At 63.2% G+C, this 17,841-nt stretch carries 14 protein-coding genes; 4 read left to right on the top strand and 10 right to left on the bottom strand.

The window, feature by feature from the left end:
• Positions 1 to 20: 20 nt before the first annotated feature.
• The 3 genes from VFO93_RS19640 to VFO93_RS19650 all read right to left on the bottom strand — a co-directional run bounded on the left by VFO93_RS19640 (position 21) and on the right by VFO93_RS19650 (position 3,147).
• Complete coding sequence (locus VFO93_RS19640) at positions 21 to 764, bottom strand: LytTR family DNA-binding domain-containing protein (RefSeq protein ID WP_325136092.1); 744 nt, start codon at positions 762 to 764, stop codon at positions 21 to 23.
• A gap of 160 nt (positions 765 to 924) precedes the next feature.
• Positions 925 to 2,013 (bottom strand): sensor histidine kinase, encoded by a 1,089-nt coding sequence (locus VFO93_RS19645; protein WP_325136093.1) that lies wholly within the window; start codon positions 2,011 to 2,013, stop codon positions 925 to 927.
• Positions 2,014 to 2,205: 192 nt separating this feature from the next.
• Positions 2,206 to 3,147: an alpha/beta hydrolase gene (locus VFO93_RS19650; protein WP_325136094.1), complete on the bottom strand. Its 942-nt coding sequence runs from the start codon at positions 3,145 to 3,147 to the stop codon at positions 2,206 to 2,208.
• A 253-nt stretch (positions 3,148 to 3,400) separates the two neighbouring features.
• Here VFO93_RS19650 and VFO93_RS19655 point away from each other — a divergent pair, with 253 nt between their 5' ends.
• The 3 genes from VFO93_RS19655 (at position 3,401) to VFO93_RS19665 (ending at position 8,109) form a co-directional block, all read left to right on the top strand.
• Positions 3,401 to 4,189, top strand: a complete 789-nt coding sequence (locus VFO93_RS19655; protein WP_325136095.1) for a hypothetical protein — start codon at positions 3,401 to 3,403, stop codon at positions 4,187 to 4,189.
• A 201-nt stretch (positions 4,190 to 4,390) separates the two neighbouring features.
• Positions 4,391 to 6,559, top strand: a complete 2,169-nt coding sequence (locus VFO93_RS19660) for a hypothetical protein (RefSeq protein WP_325136096.1) — start codon at positions 4,391 to 4,393, stop codon at positions 6,557 to 6,559.
• A gap of 167 nt (positions 6,560 to 6,726) precedes the next feature.
• Positions 6,727 to 8,109 carry a serine hydrolase domain-containing protein gene (locus VFO93_RS19665; protein ID WP_325136097.1) on the top strand — a complete coding sequence of 461 codons (1,383 nt, stop codon included), beginning with the start codon at positions 6,727 to 6,729 and terminating at the stop codon, positions 8,107 to 8,109.
• Positions 8,110 to 8,285: 176 nt separating this feature from the next.
• Here the strand turns inward: VFO93_RS19665 and VFO93_RS19670 are convergent, their stop codons facing one another.
• The gene (locus VFO93_RS19670; protein ID WP_325136098.1) at positions 8,286 to 8,672 is read right to left on the bottom strand and encodes a hypothetical protein; all 387 of its coding nucleotides are present in this window, start codon (positions 8,670 to 8,672) and stop codon (positions 8,286 to 8,288) included.
• 203 nt (positions 8,673 to 8,875) lie between these two features.
• Complete coding sequence (locus tag VFO93_RS19675; protein ID WP_325136099.1) at positions 8,876 to 10,030, bottom strand: metallophosphoesterase; 1,155 nt, start codon at positions 10,028 to 10,030, stop codon at positions 8,876 to 8,878.
• Between the two features lie 242 nt (positions 10,031 to 10,272).
• Here VFO93_RS19675 and VFO93_RS19680 point away from each other — a divergent pair, with 242 nt between their 5' ends.
• On the top strand, positions 10,273 to 12,000 hold the full coding sequence (locus VFO93_RS19680) for a CotH kinase family protein (RefSeq protein WP_325136100.1): 1,728 nt from the start codon (positions 10,273 to 10,275) through the stop codon (positions 11,998 to 12,000).
• 62 nt (positions 12,001 to 12,062) lie between these two features.
• Here the strand turns inward: VFO93_RS19680 and VFO93_RS19685 are convergent, their stop codons facing one another.
• The 5 genes from VFO93_RS19685 to VFO93_RS19705 all read right to left on the bottom strand — a co-directional run bounded on the left by VFO93_RS19685 (position 12,063) and on the right by VFO93_RS19705 (position 17,669).
• Positions 12,063 to 12,731, bottom strand: coding sequence for a phosphodiester glycosidase family protein (locus VFO93_RS19685; protein WP_325136101.1), 669 nt, complete (start codon positions 12,729 to 12,731; stop codon positions 12,063 to 12,065).
• Between the two features lie 79 nt (positions 12,732 to 12,810).
• Positions 12,811 to 14,736 (bottom strand): SWIM zinc finger family protein, encoded by a 1,926-nt coding sequence (locus VFO93_RS19690; protein WP_325136102.1) that lies wholly within the window; start codon positions 14,734 to 14,736, stop codon positions 12,811 to 12,813.
• A gap of 122 nt (positions 14,737 to 14,858) precedes the next feature.
• A complete protein-coding gene (locus VFO93_RS19695) occupies positions 14,859 to 16,970 on the bottom strand; it encodes a TonB-dependent receptor family protein (RefSeq protein ID WP_325136103.1) in 2,112 nt (703 codons plus the stop codon).
• 55 nt (positions 16,971 to 17,025) lie between these two features.
• Positions 17,026 to 17,430, bottom strand: coding sequence for a type II toxin-antitoxin system VapC family toxin (locus tag VFO93_RS19700; RefSeq protein ID WP_325136104.1), 405 nt, complete (start codon positions 17,428 to 17,430; stop codon positions 17,026 to 17,028).
• Positions 17,430 to 17,669, bottom strand: a complete 240-nt coding sequence (locus VFO93_RS19705) for a hypothetical protein (RefSeq protein WP_325136105.1) — start codon at positions 17,667 to 17,669, stop codon at positions 17,430 to 17,432. Before VFO93_RS19705 ends, VFO93_RS19700 begins: the two co-directional genes overlap by 1 nt.
• Between the last annotated feature and the right edge of the window lie 172 nt (positions 17,670 to 17,841).

The raw sequence follows: 17,841 nt of genomic DNA on the forward strand, positions 1-17,841 counted from the left end.
AAGCTTACGCTACAGCTGAATTACAAGCTCATCAGCTCCCGAAACAAGCCTGACTGGTTGCGCGAAACTTCCACTTCCGGTCCTTCGCGGAGCTTGATTTTGAGCGTATTGCTAAACCAGGGCTCAATACCGGCTATCCACTGCAAATTGATGATTTGCTGGCGGTTGGCCCGAAAAAATACTTTGGGGTCGAGCCGCGCCTCCAGCTGCTGCAAGGTGCGCGGAATGAGCGGCTGGTGCTGCTCGAAATACACCCGCGTGGCCCCGCCGCTGATTTCAAACAGCCGAATATCAGCCAGCCGCACAAACCAGCAGCGCTCGCCTTCCTTCACGAAAACCTGGTCGTGAGCCGCCAGCGGCGGCAGCGCTGGGCTGGCGGCTGGCGGTGGGGGAGTGGCTGCCGCCACCGCTGGCGCTGCCGGGCGCAGCTTGGCCAGGGCGGCGGCCAGGCGGCTTTCGCTCACGGGCTTCAGCAGGTAGTCGAGGGCGTTGACTTCGAAGGCTTTGAGCGCATACTGGTCGTAGGCGGTGGTGAAAATGACCTGCGGGGCCGGCCCTTGCAGCGAAGCCAGCAGGTCGAAACCCGTCTGCCCCGGCATGTGGATGTCGAGAAACAGCACGTCGGGGCGCAGCTCCTGCACGAGCGCGCGGGCCTCGTCGGCGTGGCGGGCTTCGCCCACCACTTCTACTTCGGGAAAGGCGCGCAGCAGGTGGCGCAGCTCGGTGCGCGCCAGGCGCGAGTCGTCAATGAGCAGCGCGGTCATGGAATGAGTGAAGTGGTGAATGAGTGAATGAGTGAAGTTGTCTTTGCGAGCGCAGCGAAGCAATCGCACCTGTTCAGCGCGCTCGCCGGGTTCCATTCGGGTGCGATTGCTTCGCTGCGCTCGCAAGGACAGGCGTTTTTCTTTAGCGCAAAACAACTACTCACCACTTTACTACTTCCCCAACGGGCAGCGCCAGCTCGGCCAGCACAGTATCGGGCAGCAGCGGGTCGGGGCCGATGCGGAAGTGCGCGGCGGGGCCGAAGAGCAGCGCCAGGCGCTCCTGCACGTTGCGCACGCCCACGCCGGGGTGGCCGGGGCGCGGCGCGTAGGTGCCGGTGTTGCGCACGGCCACGTGCAGGGTAGGGCCGGCCGCGTCGAGATGGGCCGCCAGGCTGAGGCTACCGCCCGCCGGGCGCGGGGCTAGGCCGTGCTTGATGGCGTTTTCGACGAGCAGCTGCAAGGTCATGGGCGGCACGGGGACGGGCAGCGTCTCGGAGGCTACGTCGATAGTATAGTGCAGGCGCTCTTCGAGTTGCAGGGCTTCGAGCTGGAGGTAGTTTTCCACGATTTCGAGCTCCGTGGCCAGCGGCACCCGCTCGGCCCCGTTGCGCTGCATGGTGTAGCGCAGCAGCTCGGCCAAGTGCGTCATCATGAGGCGAGCGCGGGCGGGGTCTTCCATCACCAGCGCCCGGATGTTGTTGAGGCCGTTGAACAGAAAGTGCGGGTTGAGCTGGGCTTGCAGCGTGCGGATTTCGGCCTCGCGGGCGGTGGCTTGCAGCTGCCACTTGGCCACCTCGGCTTGCCGGTAGCGGCCCAGGTAGTGCAGGCCCGCGTAGCAGGCCGTCCAGAGGCCCAGCACAAAATACGTTTGCAGCACGTAGCCCACAAACTGCCCGCCGCCCGCCAGGCGGCCGCCCAGGTTGGCCGGCGGCCGGATGATGAACGCGATAACCCCGGCCAGCACGCTCTGCCCGGCCAGCGCGGCCGCCGCATTGCCCAGCAGTAGCCGCCACAGTAGCGCGCCCGCCGGGCGCTGCCACCAGCCGCGCCACCGCCAGTAGGCGCGCAGCCCGTGGGTAGTGAGCACCAGCATACCCACCAGCGCCGCCTGAATGGCCAGAATGGGCGCGCCTATCCGCACATTGGGGGCAAACAGGCTGATGAGCAGCAGCCCCAGGCCGGCATACAGCAGCCAGCCCACCACCTGAATTATCCAGTAGAGCCGCTGGCGGGGTAGGGTTGGGGTCATGGGAAGATGGTATCGGGAGTTGAGTGGATTAAGGCCGTCATGCTGAGCGCAGCGCAGCGGAGTCGAAGCATCTCTATTGCTTCGTTGCTAGCGTCAGGAGTTAGTTCACCGATAGAGATGCTTCGGCTCCGCTACGCTGCGCTCAGCATGACAAATACACATTATACTCGGCATGATGACCGCCCGCGCCCGCTAGCGCTTAGCCGCAGCCGCCTGCTGCAAAAAAGCATCGGTTTGGGCGAAAAACCACTGCGGGTCGTCGTACATGAGGAAGTGCCGGCCGGCCTCCGACATCTCGATGCGGGCCTGGGGCAGCCCGGCGTATTGCCGGGTGTAGATGGCCAGCGTGCTGGCCTTGGTAGCGCCGTAGGCTTTGTAGCCCGCCCACGAGCTCAGCACCAGCACCGGCTGCTGAATGCGGCCGAGGTCGGCGCGCAAATCGGTGGTATACATGTCGTACATGGCCTGGCCCACGGTGGCCGGGTCGGAGGCCAGCCCCCAGCGCGCCACCTGCGTAATACGGGCCGAATCAGTGACGAGCGGCGCTACTAGCTGGCGCTCGGCGGCCATGGTCATGCGGCCCTGCGCTACTTGCTGGCGCATTTGCTCGGCCATTGGGCGGGCGGTTTCGGCGGTGGTGGCGGGGTTTTGGATGGCCGAAAAGAAGGGCAGCGCGTCCACGATTTCGAGCGGGCCGAGGGCGGCGGGGTCGGTGCTGGCCATCCAGAGGGCCAGAAAGCCGCCCAGGCTGTGGCCTACTACCACGGGCTTAGTCAGCTTCTGAGTTTTGATATAGGTCAGGAGTTGGTCGCGCACGCCTTGCAGCAGGTGCGCGGGCAGGGGCTGCTGGGCGGCTACCCCACCGAAGCCCGCCAGCGACACCACGTGGCACTGGTACTGCTTCTGGTAGCGGACCACGGTTTCGGCCCACACCGCGCCGGGGCAGGTGAGGCCCGGTATCAGCAGCACCGGCCGGCCCTTGCCCACCACCTGCACCGTGAAGGCCGGGTGCGCGGCCTCGGCCACCTGGGTTACCGGCGCGGCCGAAGCTTGCCGGGTGGCGTGGTGCGTGCCCGTGCTGGCCAGCAAAGCGGCAAACAAAACTAAGGAGCGCGGAGAAAGCGAGGTGTACATACGAAAAAAGGCTGTCGGTGAAAGGATGCAACAAACCTACCCGCTCGGCCCAGCCTCCCAAACTGACTACCCAACTAACGGTAAGCCAGCCCGCCGAACGGTAAAAACCGCCGCCCGAGCGGCGCAGGCGGTTTGCGCCAGCCGGGCTTTTCAGGAAACGCTCACCGAGTGGCCCGATACTGCGCTACACTGTATCGGAAGCCGCTTGTATCTTGCGGCTTAAACCTCCGGCCAGCTTTTAATTCCCAGAGTGGTGAGGCATGCGATACCTGTTTTATTTCGGCTGCCGGGTCGGCGCTGGCTGGCGCTGGCCGCTGGCCTGGGCGCGGCCCGCGCCGCCCAGGCGCAGCAGCCGGCCGGCGCTACTATCACCATCGCGGCCGATACGGCCCGGCGGCTGCCGCTCGCCCGGCCGCTGCCCGCGCCGCCCGCCACGCCGCTGCCTGCGCCGCCGCGCGTGCCGCGCCTGGGCTTCAGCCTAGTGCTCGACAATCGTAATTCCTTCGTGCAGGCGTCGGCGGTGCGCATTATCGGGGTGAATGTGGGGGTGGTGCCGCGCGGCAAGCGCTACCGCCTGGGGCTAGGCGCCTACACGCTGCGCCGCAGCTACGCCGACCTCTACACCTACTCGGGCAAGGGCAAAAACCGCAAGCTCAAGGACACGCTCACGCCCTCGCTCAGCCTCACGTACTTCACGCCCAACTTCGCCTACACGTTTTTCAGCCGCCGCTTTATCGAGCTGAGCGTGCCCGTGGATGTGGGCCTAGGCCGCAGCCACTACACCATCACCGACGAGCACGGCAAGGTCACGACCGATAAGCTGGGCCTCTTCATCCCGGCCGAAATCGGGCTGGGTGTGCTGCTCAAGCCCACGCGCTGGGTGGGCGTGAGCGTGGGCGCGGGCTACCGCGTTTCGCTGAAGGCGATTGACTATAAGGAGGATTTCAACGGCTGCTATTACAGCTACCGCCTCAATTTCTTCGTGGGCAACATCTGGCGCGACTGCCAGCATTGGCGGCAGCAGCGGCGGCTGAAGAAGTGAACGGCTGAGTTGGGACTGTCATTGCGAGCGCAGCGAAGCAATCGCACCGGAGCGGAACCCGCTCGGCATGGCATGGCTGAACAGGTGCGATTGCTGCGCTACGCTCGCAATGACAGCCGTGATTCAAAGCCCACCACTCAAAATCCAGCACTTAAAACTCAAAACTATCCTGACCTTTGCGGCGGCCATCGGTGCTTCGCTATGCAAAAGAAATATTGGTTTTTAGTAGTATTAGGGCTGTTTTACAGCGGCGTGGCCCGTGCCCAGGCACCCGCCGCGCCGGCCCAGCTGCTGCGCAGCCTCAGCCTCACGCTCGATACGGTGCAGTACCGCCTCGGCGAGCAGATGACGACCGTGGCCGGTGCGCCGCGCCTTTACTTCTACTACCATCAGGACGACCAGGCCGCCGAATTGCGCCTCGCGCCCGTGCAGCCCGGCGGCCGCGCCCCACGCCTGCTGCCCTCGGCCGACTACGTGCTGCAAGACACCCTCGTGGCCGGGGCCGATGGCGAGTACCGCGGCACGCTGCGCTTTCACAACCTCACGGGCGTGCCCTTCGTGCGGCTGGTATTCGTGCAGCCCGCGCCGGCCGCGCCCGCCGACTCGGCCGGCCGCGCGCTCAAGGCCACGCTGCGCCAGCAGGTAGTGGAGCTGCTGCCCCTCACGCGGACCACGCTCGATGCGCGGGTGCTCGACAGCGAGCTGTTTGTGGGCGAGGAAAAAGTAATTGAGATTCTGACCGACAACCAGGCCAACGTGCGCGTACCCAACGAGTGGACGCGCGGCCAGGACATCGACTACCGCCTGGCCCGCGAGCAGGGCGGCCTGCGCCTGCACGTGCTGCCCAATACGCTGGGCGTGCACACGCTCACGCTCAAGGCGCTGGCCGAGCGCCCGCACCTCGACGCGGCCGGCCGCCTCAGCTACCAGCTGCCGCCGCTGCGCCTGGCCTTCGACGTGCGCGCCAGCCGCCTGCGCTTTCTCACGCCCGAGCGCAAAACGGTGGACTACGACGAGGACGGCCGCACCCGCGGCACCGAGTTCGTGCTCGATAACGGGCACGCCTTTGAGCTGCGCCGCACCTACCGCATCGAGGCGCAGCAGGAGGCGGGCGGGGCGCTCGTGGCCGAGCTTTTCACGCGCACCTACCTTTCCAATGACCGGGTGCTGTGCCAGCTGCGGGTGTACAACACGCACCGGCAATCGGACGGCTACCTATACATCAAGGACGGCGACGTGGCCCGGTTTATCACCAATTTCGACATCACGCCGCGCCCGCGCATCGCCGCGCTCAGCGTGCTGCACCGGGGCGGCGACTGGGGCCCGAATACCACCATCAACCCCGGCGAAACCGTGGACGTGCGCCTCGAAGGCGAGTCGCTGCTGAAGGGCCGCTACCACTTCGACGGGGCCACTATCGTGCCCTCCGACTCGTCCACGCGCTCCGAAAAAGCCGTTATCTACCGCGTACAAGTGCCCTTGAGCAGCGTGCGCAAGCGCATCGAGATATTCAACGGCAACGCCACTACCGGCTTTAGCCTGCAAGTGAAGGAAGCCCAGCGACCCCACCCGCTCAACTTCGTGCAGGTGAACTACGGCGACGGCCCGCACCCCGCCACCCAGCTCAACGGGCCGACGCTCTACGACAAAACCATCCCCGACGTGGTGTTCAGCTTCAACACCAACGCCATCGACGAAGCCGGCAACCTCTACGGCCGCCAGTATTTGACGATGGACGTGCGCACGGTGGATGAGAAGGGCAACCTCATCGACCAGCGCACCGTGGAGCAGCTGGTCATTTGCCCCGGCGAGGCCTCGCCGCGCTACGCCTACTACCAGGGCAACGAGTGCCAGGTGGGCAATTTCAGCCTCAACAGCATCCTGGGCCGCAAAACCTACGACCTCGACGCCTGGTACCGCATCACCATCACGCTGCGCCACGATGCCCGGCAGTACGGCACCAAAGGCTACTCGCAGCAAATCGAGCTGGTGCTGCGCCGCCACCTCAACTTCGACATCAGCGTGAGCTTTCCGGCCGGCCTGCTCACCAAGTACCAGGGCGAATCGACGTACAACAGCTTCGGCGGCATCAGCCTGGCCACGCTGGCGCAGCTCAGCTTCTACGCCCCCGACCGCATCAACAAGCTGCGGCCCTACCGCATCGGGGCGGGCTTTGTGGCCCTCAATGCCTTCAACCTCAGTAATAACAGCGACGTGCAGCGCGACCTGGGCCTCGTGGTGCTGGGCTCGGTGGTGCCGGTGCGCACGGGCGCGCGGCTCACGTTTCCGCTGTATCTGGGCGGCGGCTACCTGCTCACCAAGGGCAAGCCGTTCTTGCTGTTCGGGCCGGGCATCGGGGTTACGCTGTAGGGCAGATAGGAAGCCGGCGCCACGCGGGGGTTATCCTCTAAATATAGTTGGAAAGCGTATTATAAAATACCGCAAAGTGCAAATGCGTTGAATATATTACCGCGATTTTCCCTTGGTCGGCAACGTGCATAGCGTTACGCATTGCCACCTTCTATTTCCGATTGGCAATGAATAGGTTGTTAGTAGCATTCGGTTGTGCAACTTGCCTTAGCATACAGGCTTATGGGCAGAAGCAGCCTAGAACTACCGAATCGCTGGCAATAGCGGTAGACGGGCTACTTGTTACACGATTAGAAGCTATTGCCCCCGGCGGAGTAATATTGATTGCTAAAAAAGGAGCAATTGTTTATAAAAAAGCTTTCGGGCTCGCCAATGCAGAAACGGCAACCCCGATGCAGCCAGACATGGTTTTTCGGATTGGCTCTATCACAAAGCAGTTTACGGCCATCGCTATTCTACAATTAGTAGAAGCGGGCAAAATTTCTTTGCAAGACAGTATTCAACGGTACGTGCCGGATTACCCGCATAAGCAATATTCCATAACCATTGAGCATCTGCTAACCCATACTTCAGGCATTAAGGATTACCAGGCTATCACTAATCGGGTAGCCGAGCGAGCTAGCTATACCCCGAAGCAGGGAGTAGATTATTTCAAAAATGAACCGCTGGAATTTAAGCCTGGAAGCAAATTCAGTTACAGCAACTCCAACTACTACTTGCTGGGCTACATCTTGGAAGCAGTGGCCGGGCAAAGCTACGCCAACTATTTGCAGCATAATCTGCTGGATAAAGCCGGCTTACAGCATACAGAATATTTAACAGCGAATAAGGTAGTAGCGAATATGCCGCAGGGCTATTCGCGGTACGACAAGGGGTTGGAGCTAGCTGAGTTGCAAGATATAACCATCATGTATGCGGCGGGTGGCCTGGCATCAACCGCAGAAGACTTATACAAGTGGCACCAGGCGCTACGGGCTGGCAAGCTCGTAAGCAAAAAGCTATTAAAGAAAGCCCACACGCCCTACCGTCTTTCGGATGGTACCTATTCGGACTATGGCTACGGGTGGTATTTAAGAAAATTGGATGCCAGCACAACTACCGAGCACGCTGGCTCGACGGATGGGTTTCAAGCCGATGAAATCTATCTGCCCGACGCGGATACTTACGTTGTCACCCTGTTTAATTGCTTTGAACAGGATATGGATTGGACGGTATTGACGAATGATATTGCCAGAGTAGCAACTGGTAAGCCAGTTGAGGCTACCGTGGTAGTGAATAAAGCTATATTGGAAAAATATGCTGGCGAGTATACATTTGATGCGAGCCATAAACTTATCGTTGTATTTAAGGAGGGGTCATTGTTCATAGAAGATACCAACCCAAATGACCGATTGCCTCAGGTGCGAGTATATCCTCAAAGCGAGCACAAGTTTTATATGAAAGAAGCACCTGTTACGTTTGATTTTTTATATGATAGTCAAAAGCAATTACTTAAGGTGGTAACTTACGTTAGTGGCCGCAAAGACGCAGAGTGGATGAAAACCAAATAACTTGAATCAAGACGTGGTTGCATCTGATACACATAAGCGATGCAATCAGTTTATAAGTTAATTGAGAAGAGGTTCCGGCAGATGCACTCAGCACTTGCTAGAACCTCTTCAGGATTTGGGTAAAGACCAGCCCACGCGGAGGACGGCTTTTTTACTAGGTGGCAGCAGGGAAGCTATTATTGCTTGCCTTTGCCCGAGGTAGTGGCCGAGGGTGCTGCCACGGCCTTGCCTTTGGGCTCGGGCGTAGTGTTGTGGCCCTGGCCGCCCGACTGCACCACTACTTTGGTAGCGCCAGCGGCGGCGGGCTTTTTGGTGTCTTTGCCGGTGCCGCGCGGCTTGGCGCCGGGGGCGGGCTTGTAGTTGGGGGTGGCGGTGGTGGGGTTGTTATTGGCGGCGCTGCTGCTGGTGTTGCTGCTGTTGCCGCTGCTGGTGTTGGCGTTGCCATTGGCCCCGGTGCTGGTGCCGCCGGGGTGGTTGCCGGCCGTATTGGCGCTGCTGCGCTGGGCGGCGGCCGTGCCGATGGTGGCGGCCAAGAGGGCGGCGAGGGCGAGAGTCTTTTTCATCGTAGAAAGCAGGAATAAATGAAGTAACCCGCTTACGGCCAACTGCTGGCTTGCGTTTGTCGGCCGGCCTACTCGCCGGCCCGCCCGGCCGGCGGGCCGGCGAGTAGGCCGGCCGCGCCGCAGTTTGCTACAAGCGCCCGCCTTAGCAGGATAGTCGGCCGGCACGTCGAGCTAAGGCAGCGGCGCGCGGCCAGAATTCTCCGTTAATCAATCTGCACTTTCTCTACCTGCGACAGGCCATTGCCTTGCAGCTGCACGTAGTACATGCCCGCCGGCAAGCCATTGCGGGCCCAGTGCAGCTGGTGCCAGCCCCGGCTGGCCGTGCCCTGGTAGAGCGTGGCTACTACCTGGCCCAGCACATTGAGCACGCGCACCTGCACGGCGGCGGCGGTGGGCAGCGAAAACTCAACCCGCGCCGCCTCCCGCAGCGGATTGGGCACAACCGGGTAGAGCCGGGGCGCGGTGCTAAGCTGCTGGCGCAGCACATACGAATCGATGAGCACCCGCTGGCGCGTAAAAAACCGCAAGCTCAGGCTGTCGGGCGTGGCATCGAGCAGCAGGGCCCCGTACTGGCCCGTGAAGTACTGCTGGCTCTGGGGCAGCCGGGGCCGGCTGCTGGTGTAGGTGCTGCGGCCGCCCAGCCCGTTCACGATGTAGGTGAGGCTATCTACTTGCAGGCGCTCGTAGTGGTGGTCGTGGCCGGCCAGCACCAGCGAGGCCCCCCAGGCCCGGAAGGGCCACTGCGTCACGGCCGTGCTGCCGTGCGCCCCCGACGAGTAGGGTGCGTGGTGCAGGTACACCACCTTCCAGCGGGCCTTGGAGGCGGCCAGCGCGGCTTGCAGCCAGCGCGCCTGCTGCGAAGCGGCCCCGATGCCATCGGGCTCGGCGGGGTCGCTGTTGAGGGCGAAGAAATGCACGCTGCCGCGCACGAAATCGTAGTAGCGGCCATTGCCGGGCAGGGTGAAGTAGTCGCGGTAGGCCTGCCCGTTGCGGGTGTAGTAGTCGTGGTTGCCGAGCGAAGGAAAGAACCGGTCGCTGAACGTCTTGGGCCCGTAGCGGCCCTTGTAGTTGTAGATGTACTCGTGGTAGTACTGGCCGATGTTTTGGTCGATGGTAGTCGAGTCGCCCACATCGTAGTTGTTGTCGCCAAGCGTAATAATAAAATCTGGGTTCCAGCTCTTAACCAGGTTGGCCACGTCGCGCTCGGCGGGGCCGGCGTAGCCGTAGTCGCCGATGGCAGCGAAGTGCTGCCCCCACGCGCGCGGAGCGCCGCCGCTCAGTATAAGCAGCAGCGCCAGCGCGCGCAACGCCGACCAGGAAAAAAGCTTGCGCAAAGCCAAGGCGTAAATTTTTTTCATAAATATAAAATGCAAAATAAGGGGATAAGTTTTGACTAAGCCGGGTGGTACTCGGCGGGCGGAAGAGCGGCGCATAACTATTAGCGGAAAAGCTAGAAGATTTCGATTTTCAAAGGCTGAAAGTCAGAACGAATATAAATACACCGGTAGCGGCAATTAATAAAAACAAGCCAATAAACGCACTTAACAGGGTATTTTTGCGGCGCCTTATATAGAATTCCATTTATCGAAATAACCTGGCTATGAAGACAAACTTTCTACTGAAAAGATTTAAGACCGGCCTGGCAGTGGCCGCGCTGCTGCCAGCTTGGCAAGAAGCAGGTGCGCAAGGAATAGTTACATTTAATCCGGCGTTTTTTCATGTCGATGCCGGCCGAAACCTCATCCTGATAAACGCGCCGCTCAGCCAACTTAGCCCCGCCGCCACCAGCGACTCAATAAGAACCCTCGCTGTGGATGGGCAGCACTACACCCTGCGCCGGGCGGTGGCGCGCCTGGGCACGGCCGGCTCGTACCAGGCCACGGCCAATGCCAAAACCTACACCGTATACTTTACGCAGGTGCCGGTGCTAACCCTCAGCACCCGGCAGCAGATAGTGGACGCGCCCAGCGTGTATGCCAACCTGGTGCTGACCGATACTACGGGCGTGCTGGCGCAATCGGCCACGGGCATCGAGATTCGGGGGGCCTTTTCGCAGTCATACCCCAAAAAGTCGTATGAGCTGAGCTTGTGGGCCGATACGCTGGGCGCGGCCAACCGCGACCTGCCGCTGCTGGGCATGCGCAACGACAACAAGTGGAACCTCCAGGCGATGTACAACGACCAGCTGCGCATGCGCCTGAAAGTGGCCAACGAGCTGTGGCAGAGCATCCACCAGGTGTACTACAAAGCGCAGGAGCCCAACGCCAAGAACGGTATCGACATGGCGTACACCGAGGTGTTTATCAACGGCAGCTACCAGGGAATTTACGCCCTGACCGAGCGGGTCGATAAAAAGCAGCTCAAGCTGAAAAAGTACGCCAACAACACCATCGCGGGCGAGCTCTACAAGGGCATCGACCGTAGCGTGGCCATCTTCGATGCGGCGCCGCCCTTCAACAACAGCAGCCTGGTCTGGGAGGGCTTCGAGTACAAGGAGCCCAGCGAGAAAACCGACTGGAGCAACCTGCATAGCTTCGTGAGTTTTGTGGTAAATAGCTCGGATGCTGACTTTTATAGCCAGTACAAGAGCCGCTTCAACCTGGCCAACGCGGTAGACTACTTCCTTTTTCTGAACCTGATGCGCGCCACTGACAACACTGGCAAGAACATCTACCTCGCCAAATACAAGGTCGGCGAGCCGTATTACTACGTGCCCTGGGACCTGGACGGTGTGCTGGGCAACATCTGGAATGGCAGCAGCGACCCCACAACCAATGACTTGCTATCCAACGGCTTCTACGACCGGCTGATGCAAGACCATTCGGCCACGGGCTTTCGGGCGGCGCTGGCCAGCCGCTGGGTTAGCCTGCGCACGTCGGTGGTTACGAGCGCCTACATCACGGGCAAGCTACAGGCGAGCACCGACTACCTGCTGACCAACAACGTGTACGAGCGCGAGCACCTGGCCTGGCCGGCTTACCAGTACGATGCCGCCCAGCTCGCGTATCCGGCCACCTGGCTCACCAGCCGCCTGGCTTACCTGGATGCGGCCTTCCGGCCCACGGCCACCGCCCTCGGCACGGCAAGCGCGCAGGCCGACGCCGCCCTGCAACTGTACCCCAACCCGGCCAGCGACTACCTACGCGTGGAGCTGAAAGCCGGCCCGGCGCAGCTCATCCTTCAGGACGTGAGCGGCCGCACCGTGCTGCAAGTTGCGCTGGCCGCTGGCAGTAATCAGTTGAATATGAGTAAGTTGCCTAAAGGCCTGTATATGGCCACCATCAAAACCGCCACGACTACCACCGTGCAGAAGTTGCAGATGCAATAAGCGCGAGTGCGCAGGTTTTAACAAGCAGTAAAAGCGGCCGTAGGGCAGGCGGCGCGCCTGGGCTACGGCCGCTTTGGCGTGGTAAGGCCAATGATGACGCCGAAGTCGCCATCCGTTTGCCGCCAGCCGAGGGCCGGGCAATACAGCCGCGATACGAAGCCATCGAGGTAGAGCGCCTCGCGGCAGCCCCGGCGTTGGAAGAAAGCCGCAAAATCGTAGAAATTGACCGGCTCGCGCGATAGGGCGAACACAACCCGGCCATCGGGCCGCAGGCCCACGCCGTTGCGCACTACCACGTTGGTCGAGCCAGGGGTGAACAGCGGGTTGACCCGCCCGCCCACCAGTAGCAGCGGGCCCGACTGCGTGGCGTAGGCCACGCCCGCCTTGCCCCGAAACTCGCGGGTGGCGCAAATGCCCGCCCGCCGCGCCGTGGTAAGGTAAAACACGCCGTTGGGCTGGAGGTAAAAATTGCCCGCGCCGTGGCCTGTGTCGAGCGGCGCGAGCTGCTTTTGATTTTCAATAAACAGCCCCTTGGGCACACCGCCGGGCGCGTACATGCCGCCGTTCATGGCAAACGCCAGCGAGTCGGGGCGCTGCGCCAGCCACGCCCGCAGCCGCCCGAGACTGCCGAAGCGCCGGCCGCGCTCGTCTTGGTAAAACAGGCGCAGTTCCTGCTGCTGCGGATTTACCTCGTAGCTGACGAAGCGGACAGCGGTATTTGGCCGCTGCAAAAAATACCAGCCAAGCGCTACTCCGCAACAAACCAATAAAAGCCACAACTTGCGCATGAAAGGGCAGGAGAAAAGTGTTCTACTTCGCCTTGGGCGGCTGCTTATCGCGCAGCAGCGCACGTACTTCCTCGTCTTCCTCTTCCGAAACAACCAGCTTGTGCTGCTTGCCCACGAGGTGCGTGCGCACCAGGCGGGCGGCGCGCAGCTCTTCGCGCAGGGCCGCGAGGCGGGCGTACTCGGTGTAGAGGTGCGCCGCGAAGAGGGCCACGGGCGGGCGTAGCTCGGCTACCGCGTTCAGGGCCGTGAGCCAGGCCGCGATGCGCTGGTAGTGGTCGCGGGTGCGGCCGCTGGTGTCTTGCAGCAGGGTTTCGGTGCGCTCCATCACCAGTTCCAGGCAGTCGTCGGGGTAGGTGGGGGCGGCTAGGGCCAGCACCTTGGGCACCGCACGCTGCCACGCCCACTGGAGGCGGCGCAGGTAGGGCAGCAGCTCGGCGGGGCGGTTTTCGGCCACCAGCAGCTCGGCCCCGAACAGCGGATTATTACCGGGGCGGGCCCCCAGGGCCACCTGCTCATCCACAAAGGCGCGGCGCTGGGCGGGGCTCCAGTGGGCTTGCAATAGGAGGTAGTCGGGCAGGCTGTGGGTGTGGCGGCAGCGCTGCGTTAGCGCGGCCAGGTACAGCGCCGCGTCGTCGGCCAGCGTGAGGTGCCGCAGGATGTAGGCGTTGAGTGGCTGCGAAAATTTTTCGCGCAGCTGCCCCAGCACGCGGCGCACGCTGGCGTGGTCGCCGCTGGCGCGGTAGCGGTCGAGCAGTTGCGTGGCCAGGTTGGCATCGTGGGCGGCAAAGGCCTCGCTGGTGCGCAGCCACAGGGGCTCATCGGCCAGCACGGTGGCCACGCGCAGCAGCACGCGGGCCAGGCCGGCCTCGGGCGTGGGCACGGCCGCCAGCAGCGGGCGCAACTGGGCGGCCGCGCCGGGGTCGTGGGCCAGGGCGTGCAGTAGGTCGTGGAAGTGCGCGGGCGGCGCCAGCGCCAGCGGGCCGGGCGCGGCCGGCGCGGCGGGGGCGCGGCCCGGCTTTTTGGTGCCGGGCTGCGCCCGCAGCTGGCCATTATCGTAGCGCCCGGCCAGCAGGGCGAGCGCAGCCGCTACTTCATCGGCGGCGAAGTGCTTGGTTTCGAGCAGCTGCGGCAGCTGCTGCTCGGCCAGTAGCTCCAGCCAGCGCCCTTGCGTGTGGGTTGGGTAGTCATCGTAGCCGAATAGCTCGTAGTCGTCGGCCGCCGGCTCGGTAGCGGCGGCGCTGCCCTCGTACACGCCCACCCAGCGGCGCAGGGCCTCGGCCAGGCGGCCGGCGTGCAGCGCCTCGCCCACGGCCTCGGCGTGCGGCAGCAGCACGGCGGCAATAGCCTCGTTTGCGGCATCGTGCAGGGCGTCTTCCTCGTGGCGGTAGTCGGCGAAATCCGGGTCGTAGTCGTCCAGCATTTCGCGGTCGAAAGCCAGGTCCGACAGCGCTTCGTACACCTCGGTGCTGATGCTATCGATTGTAAACGCGGCTGGCGGCGCAGGCGCGCTGGCCGCCAGCGCCGGCCCCGCGTGCGCCAAAAACTGCTGGGCCAGTGCCTTATCGCGCCGCAGCGCGTCGGCCAGAAAAGTTAGCTGCACCTCGGCCGGCGCGCTGCGCAAGGCCGCCTCCAGTGCGGCCGGGCTAAAGGCGGGCGCGGCCGCCCCGCTGGCCGCCAGGCGCGGGCCAAACTCTTCGAGCACGGCCAGCCCCAGCGCCACCGCGTGCTTGCAGATGCCATCGAAATCGTAGGGGCAGTTGCACTTCAGCTTAGCGCCGCCCGCCCGTAGCGTCAGCTGCACTTTGTAGGGGTAGGAGCCATGAACTTTGGCCGTGAACTTGTCGCCCTCGCGGGTGATGCGCCCCACGCTTTTCGACCGGAAGTAGTCTTTGCCCCGGCTGAAAACCGTGGCCGTGGCCAATGACTGCAAATACTCGCGCGTAAACATGGGCGCAAAGATTGGGCGCGGGGGCCGGAGAAAGTGCCGCGTGCCTCAAGTACTGCCACATGCAGCAGCGCCAGCAGCGCTTTCGGAGTTGCACTCCGAAAGCGCAGTTGTGCGATACAATGCTACCGCCAGCGCCAGCCCACCTGCGTGCCCGCGTAGTAGTTGCGCCCCGGCGCGGGCTGGAAGTAGCGCCCCCCGAAGGCATTGAGGTCGTTGCCGAGGCTATAGCGGCGGTCGGTAGCATTCTCCACGCCGCCGTACACTTCCAGGGCCAGGCGGCACAGCGTGCGCCGCCAGCCGGCCCGGCTGCCCAGCACCCAGTAGGCCGCCGCGTAGTCAGTATTAGCATCGTTGAGCGCAATGCGGGCCTGGTGGCTGAGCGTGGGGCTGAGGTAAAAGCCCGCCACGCCGAAATCGAGCCCCGTGCTGAGCGTGTGCGGCGCGCTGCCCGTGAGGCGGTTGCCGCCGAAGCTCTGGCCGCTGGCCGACTCGTAGCTGCCGAAGCGGAAGTGATTATAAGCATAGCTGCCCCACAGGCGCAGGCCGTTGGGTTGCGCCTCGGCGGAACTGGTGGCGGGCCCGGCCGGCTGCCAGAGGTAGCCGCTGGCCGCGATTTCGGCCCCGCGCTGGCGGGTGTTGCCCGAGTTGGCGTAGAGCTGAAAGCCTTGCGCGTCGGTGCGCGATACGATGGTATTGCGCAGCGCGAAGTCAAATAAAGCCACGTCGAACGTGAGGCGGCCGCCCAGCAGCTGGCCTCGGCCGCCGAGCTCGTAGCTGGTGCCGCGCTCGGCTTGCAGGTCGAGGTTGATGCTGCCATCCGAAGGGCGCAGCTCGGCCTCGGAGGGCGGCGAGTAGCCGGTGCTCACGCTGGCGTAGGCCGAAATGGCGGGCGTGATTTCCTTGAGCAAGGCCACGCGGGGCAGCACTTCGGGCCGGAAATTCTGGGTTACTACGTAGCCATTGGGGTTGGTGGCGGCGCTGCTCACGCGGGCGATGTGGTAGCGCAGGCGGTTGTAGCTGGCCCCGGCCGTGAGCAAAAAGCCGGCCGGCAGCTCGTAGTCGGCCTGCGCGAAGGCGAAGCCCGTGCGGGTGGTCAGCTCGTCGTCGTAGCGCAGGGTAGTGGGGTTGCCGCGCACGTTGAGGTAGCTGCGCGAATCGGTGAACGACGCCTGAAACTCGCCGCCCGCCTGCGCCCGCAGCACCCGCCCGGCCAGCCGCCCCCGGTAGCTGAGGGTGGCCCGGCCGCCGCCGCCCAGCCCGGCATCGCGCTGCCAGTCAACCAGGTAAGGCGTGGCCACGCGCACGGTGCGGCCGTACACCGTGGCCGTGGTGCGCCAGCGCTCCGAAAAGCGGTACTCGTGCGTGAGCCCCAGCAGGCCGGTTTGCGAGGCGTAGCTGCCCTGCTGCACCACGGTGCCGGGCGCGGCGGCCGTGCCCGGCCGCGCCTGCCGCGGGTCGGCCTCGAACTGTGCCCGCGTGAGGCCGCCCGGCAGCTGGTAGTAGAGGTCGGTGTAGAGCGCGTGGATGGCGAGCGTCTGCTTATCGGAAGGCGAAACCTGCCCATCCAGGGCAAAAACATCGCGGCGCAAACTGCTCTGCTGGCGGTAGCCATCGAGCTGCTGGTGCGCGTACTGCGCCCGCCAGTAGTCGCCGTTTTGCTGGCTGGTTTCGACCGCGGCCGTGAAGCGCCGCAGCCCGAACGAGCCCGCCGAGTAGCCCACCTGGGCTTGCGCCTGGCCGGCGGCGGGGCGGCGGTTTTCGAGGCGCACCACGCCGCCCGTGCCCGCGCCGTACACGCTGCCGGCCGGCCCCTTCAGCACCTCCAGCCGCCCGAGCTGCGCGGGGTCGAGGATGTTGAGCGGCGTGGTGCCGTTGGCCTCCGTGAAGGGAATGTCGAAGTAGTACAGCTTCACATTGCGCACCCCGAACGGCGAGCGCAGCGTGCTGCCCCGCACGCTGAGGCGGTAGCTGCCGGTGGCGCGCTCCTCCAGCCGCACGCCGGGTAGCGTGTTCACGGCCGCGGCCGGCGAGCTTTCATTAAACCGCTGGATAATAGCCTGGTCGATAACACCCACGCCGGCCGCCGTGCGCCGGAGCGGCAGCCGCTGGCCGTAGCCTACCACGGTGGCGGCGGGCAGGGCGCGGGTGGTGGTGTCGGTGGGGGTAGGGGCTTGCGCCTGGCCGCGCAGGGCGGGTAGGGCGAGCAGGGTAGTCAGGAGGTAAGGAATCCGCATGAAAGCACTATGAGCGTGCTTGCCAAACGGGCTGGCGGGGCAGAGGTTTGAACGGTTAGCTCCTCACAAACCAATTCTCCAACGCAATGCCTTCGATATGCACAAAATCCTTGGTGTTGTCCGTTACCAGTATTAGCTCGTGCTCCACGGCCGTAACGCCGATGAGCAGGTCGAACTCGTCGTGCATGGGCCGGCCCAGCTTGCGAAGGCGCACTTTCTCTTGGGCGTAGCGCCTGATGCAACTGAAAATAGGCAGAATAGCCAGGCCCCCGACGAAGTTATCGACAGCTTGGTGCGACTTGGTAGGGTGGTCGCTGTTTTCGGCACCGTAGCGCAGCTCGGCTACCGTGATTTCTGAAAGAAAGCAATTTTCGCGGCCCTTCTCCCGAATGATTTTGTTTAAATCCAGCTTTCCCCGCAGAAAGAAAACGCAGGTGTTCGTGTCAAGTAAATAAGGCATCAGAAGGAAATATCCTTACGGCGAAACTGTCGGCTTGCCTTGATATCAGCCACGATTTCCTCGGCCGGCTTATCCGAGCCGAAAGCCCCGAAAGATTGGAAAAAGCTCACGTCTTGGTCAGGCTGGCCGCGTTGCAGCGATTGCGCCAGGCTTTCGATTAGCTCTAGCTTACTGGTCGCGCTAAGGCCCTCTAAGAGGCTGGTGTACGCCTCAATAAGGTGCTTGTTCGTGTAAGTCATGGTGCAGGGCCGTTGGAGGTAGCGTAAAAATAGGGCGATAGGTTTGTTTGCGGAGCAAAACGAAGAAACGAGTCATGCTGAACGCAGTGAAGCATCTCTACCGCTTCGTTGAACCGTTTGGAGGAAGCGGTAAAGATGCTTCACTACGCTCAGCATGACTCGTCGTTTACCT

The sequence above is a fragment of the Hymenobacter sp. genome (assembly GCF_035709525.1).
In the GTDB taxonomy this organism is placed as follows: Bacteria; Bacteroidota; Bacteroidia; order Cytophagales; family Hymenobacteraceae; genus Hymenobacter.

Coding starts and splice junctions, on each gene's coding strand:
- VFO93_RS19640 (WP_325136092.1), bottom strand. CDS start 764: ATGACCGCGCTGCTCATTGACGACTCGCGCCTGGCGCGCACCGAGCTG.
- VFO93_RS19645 (WP_325136093.1), bottom strand. CDS start 2,013: ATGACCCCAACCCTACCCCGCCAGCGGCTCTACTGGATAATTCAGGTG.
- VFO93_RS19650 (WP_325136094.1), bottom strand. CDS start 3,147: ATGTACACCTCGCTTTCTCCGCGCTCCTTAGTTTTGTTTGCCGCTTTG.
- VFO93_RS19660 (WP_325136096.1), top strand. CDS start 4,391: ATGCAAAAGAAATATTGGTTTTTAGTAGTATTAGGGCTGTTTTACAGC.
- VFO93_RS19665 (WP_325136097.1), top strand. CDS start 6,727: ATGAATAGGTTGTTAGTAGCATTCGGTTGTGCAACTTGCCTTAGCATA.
- VFO93_RS19670 (WP_325136098.1), bottom strand. CDS start 8,672: ATGAAAAAGACTCTCGCCCTCGCCGCCCTCTTGGCCGCCACCATCGGC.
- VFO93_RS19675 (WP_325136099.1), bottom strand. CDS start 10,030: ATGAAAAAAATTTACGCCTTGGCTTTGCGCAAGCTTTTTTCCTGGTCG.
- VFO93_RS19680 (WP_325136100.1), top strand. CDS start 10,273: ATGAAGACAAACTTTCTACTGAAAAGATTTAAGACCGGCCTGGCAGTG.
- VFO93_RS19690 (WP_325136102.1), bottom strand. CDS start 14,736: ATGTTTACGCGCGAGTATTTGCAGTCATTGGCCACGGCCACGGTTTTC.
- VFO93_RS19695 (WP_325136103.1), bottom strand. CDS start 16,970: ATGCGGATTCCTTACCTCCTGACTACCCTGCTCGCCCTACCCGCCCTG.
- VFO93_RS19700 (WP_325136104.1), bottom strand. CDS start 17,430: ATGCCTTATTTACTTGACACGAACACCTGCGTTTTCTTTCTGCGGGGA.
- VFO93_RS19705 (WP_325136105.1), bottom strand. CDS start 17,669: ATGACTTACACGAACAAGCACCTTATTGAGGCGTACACCAGCCTCTTA.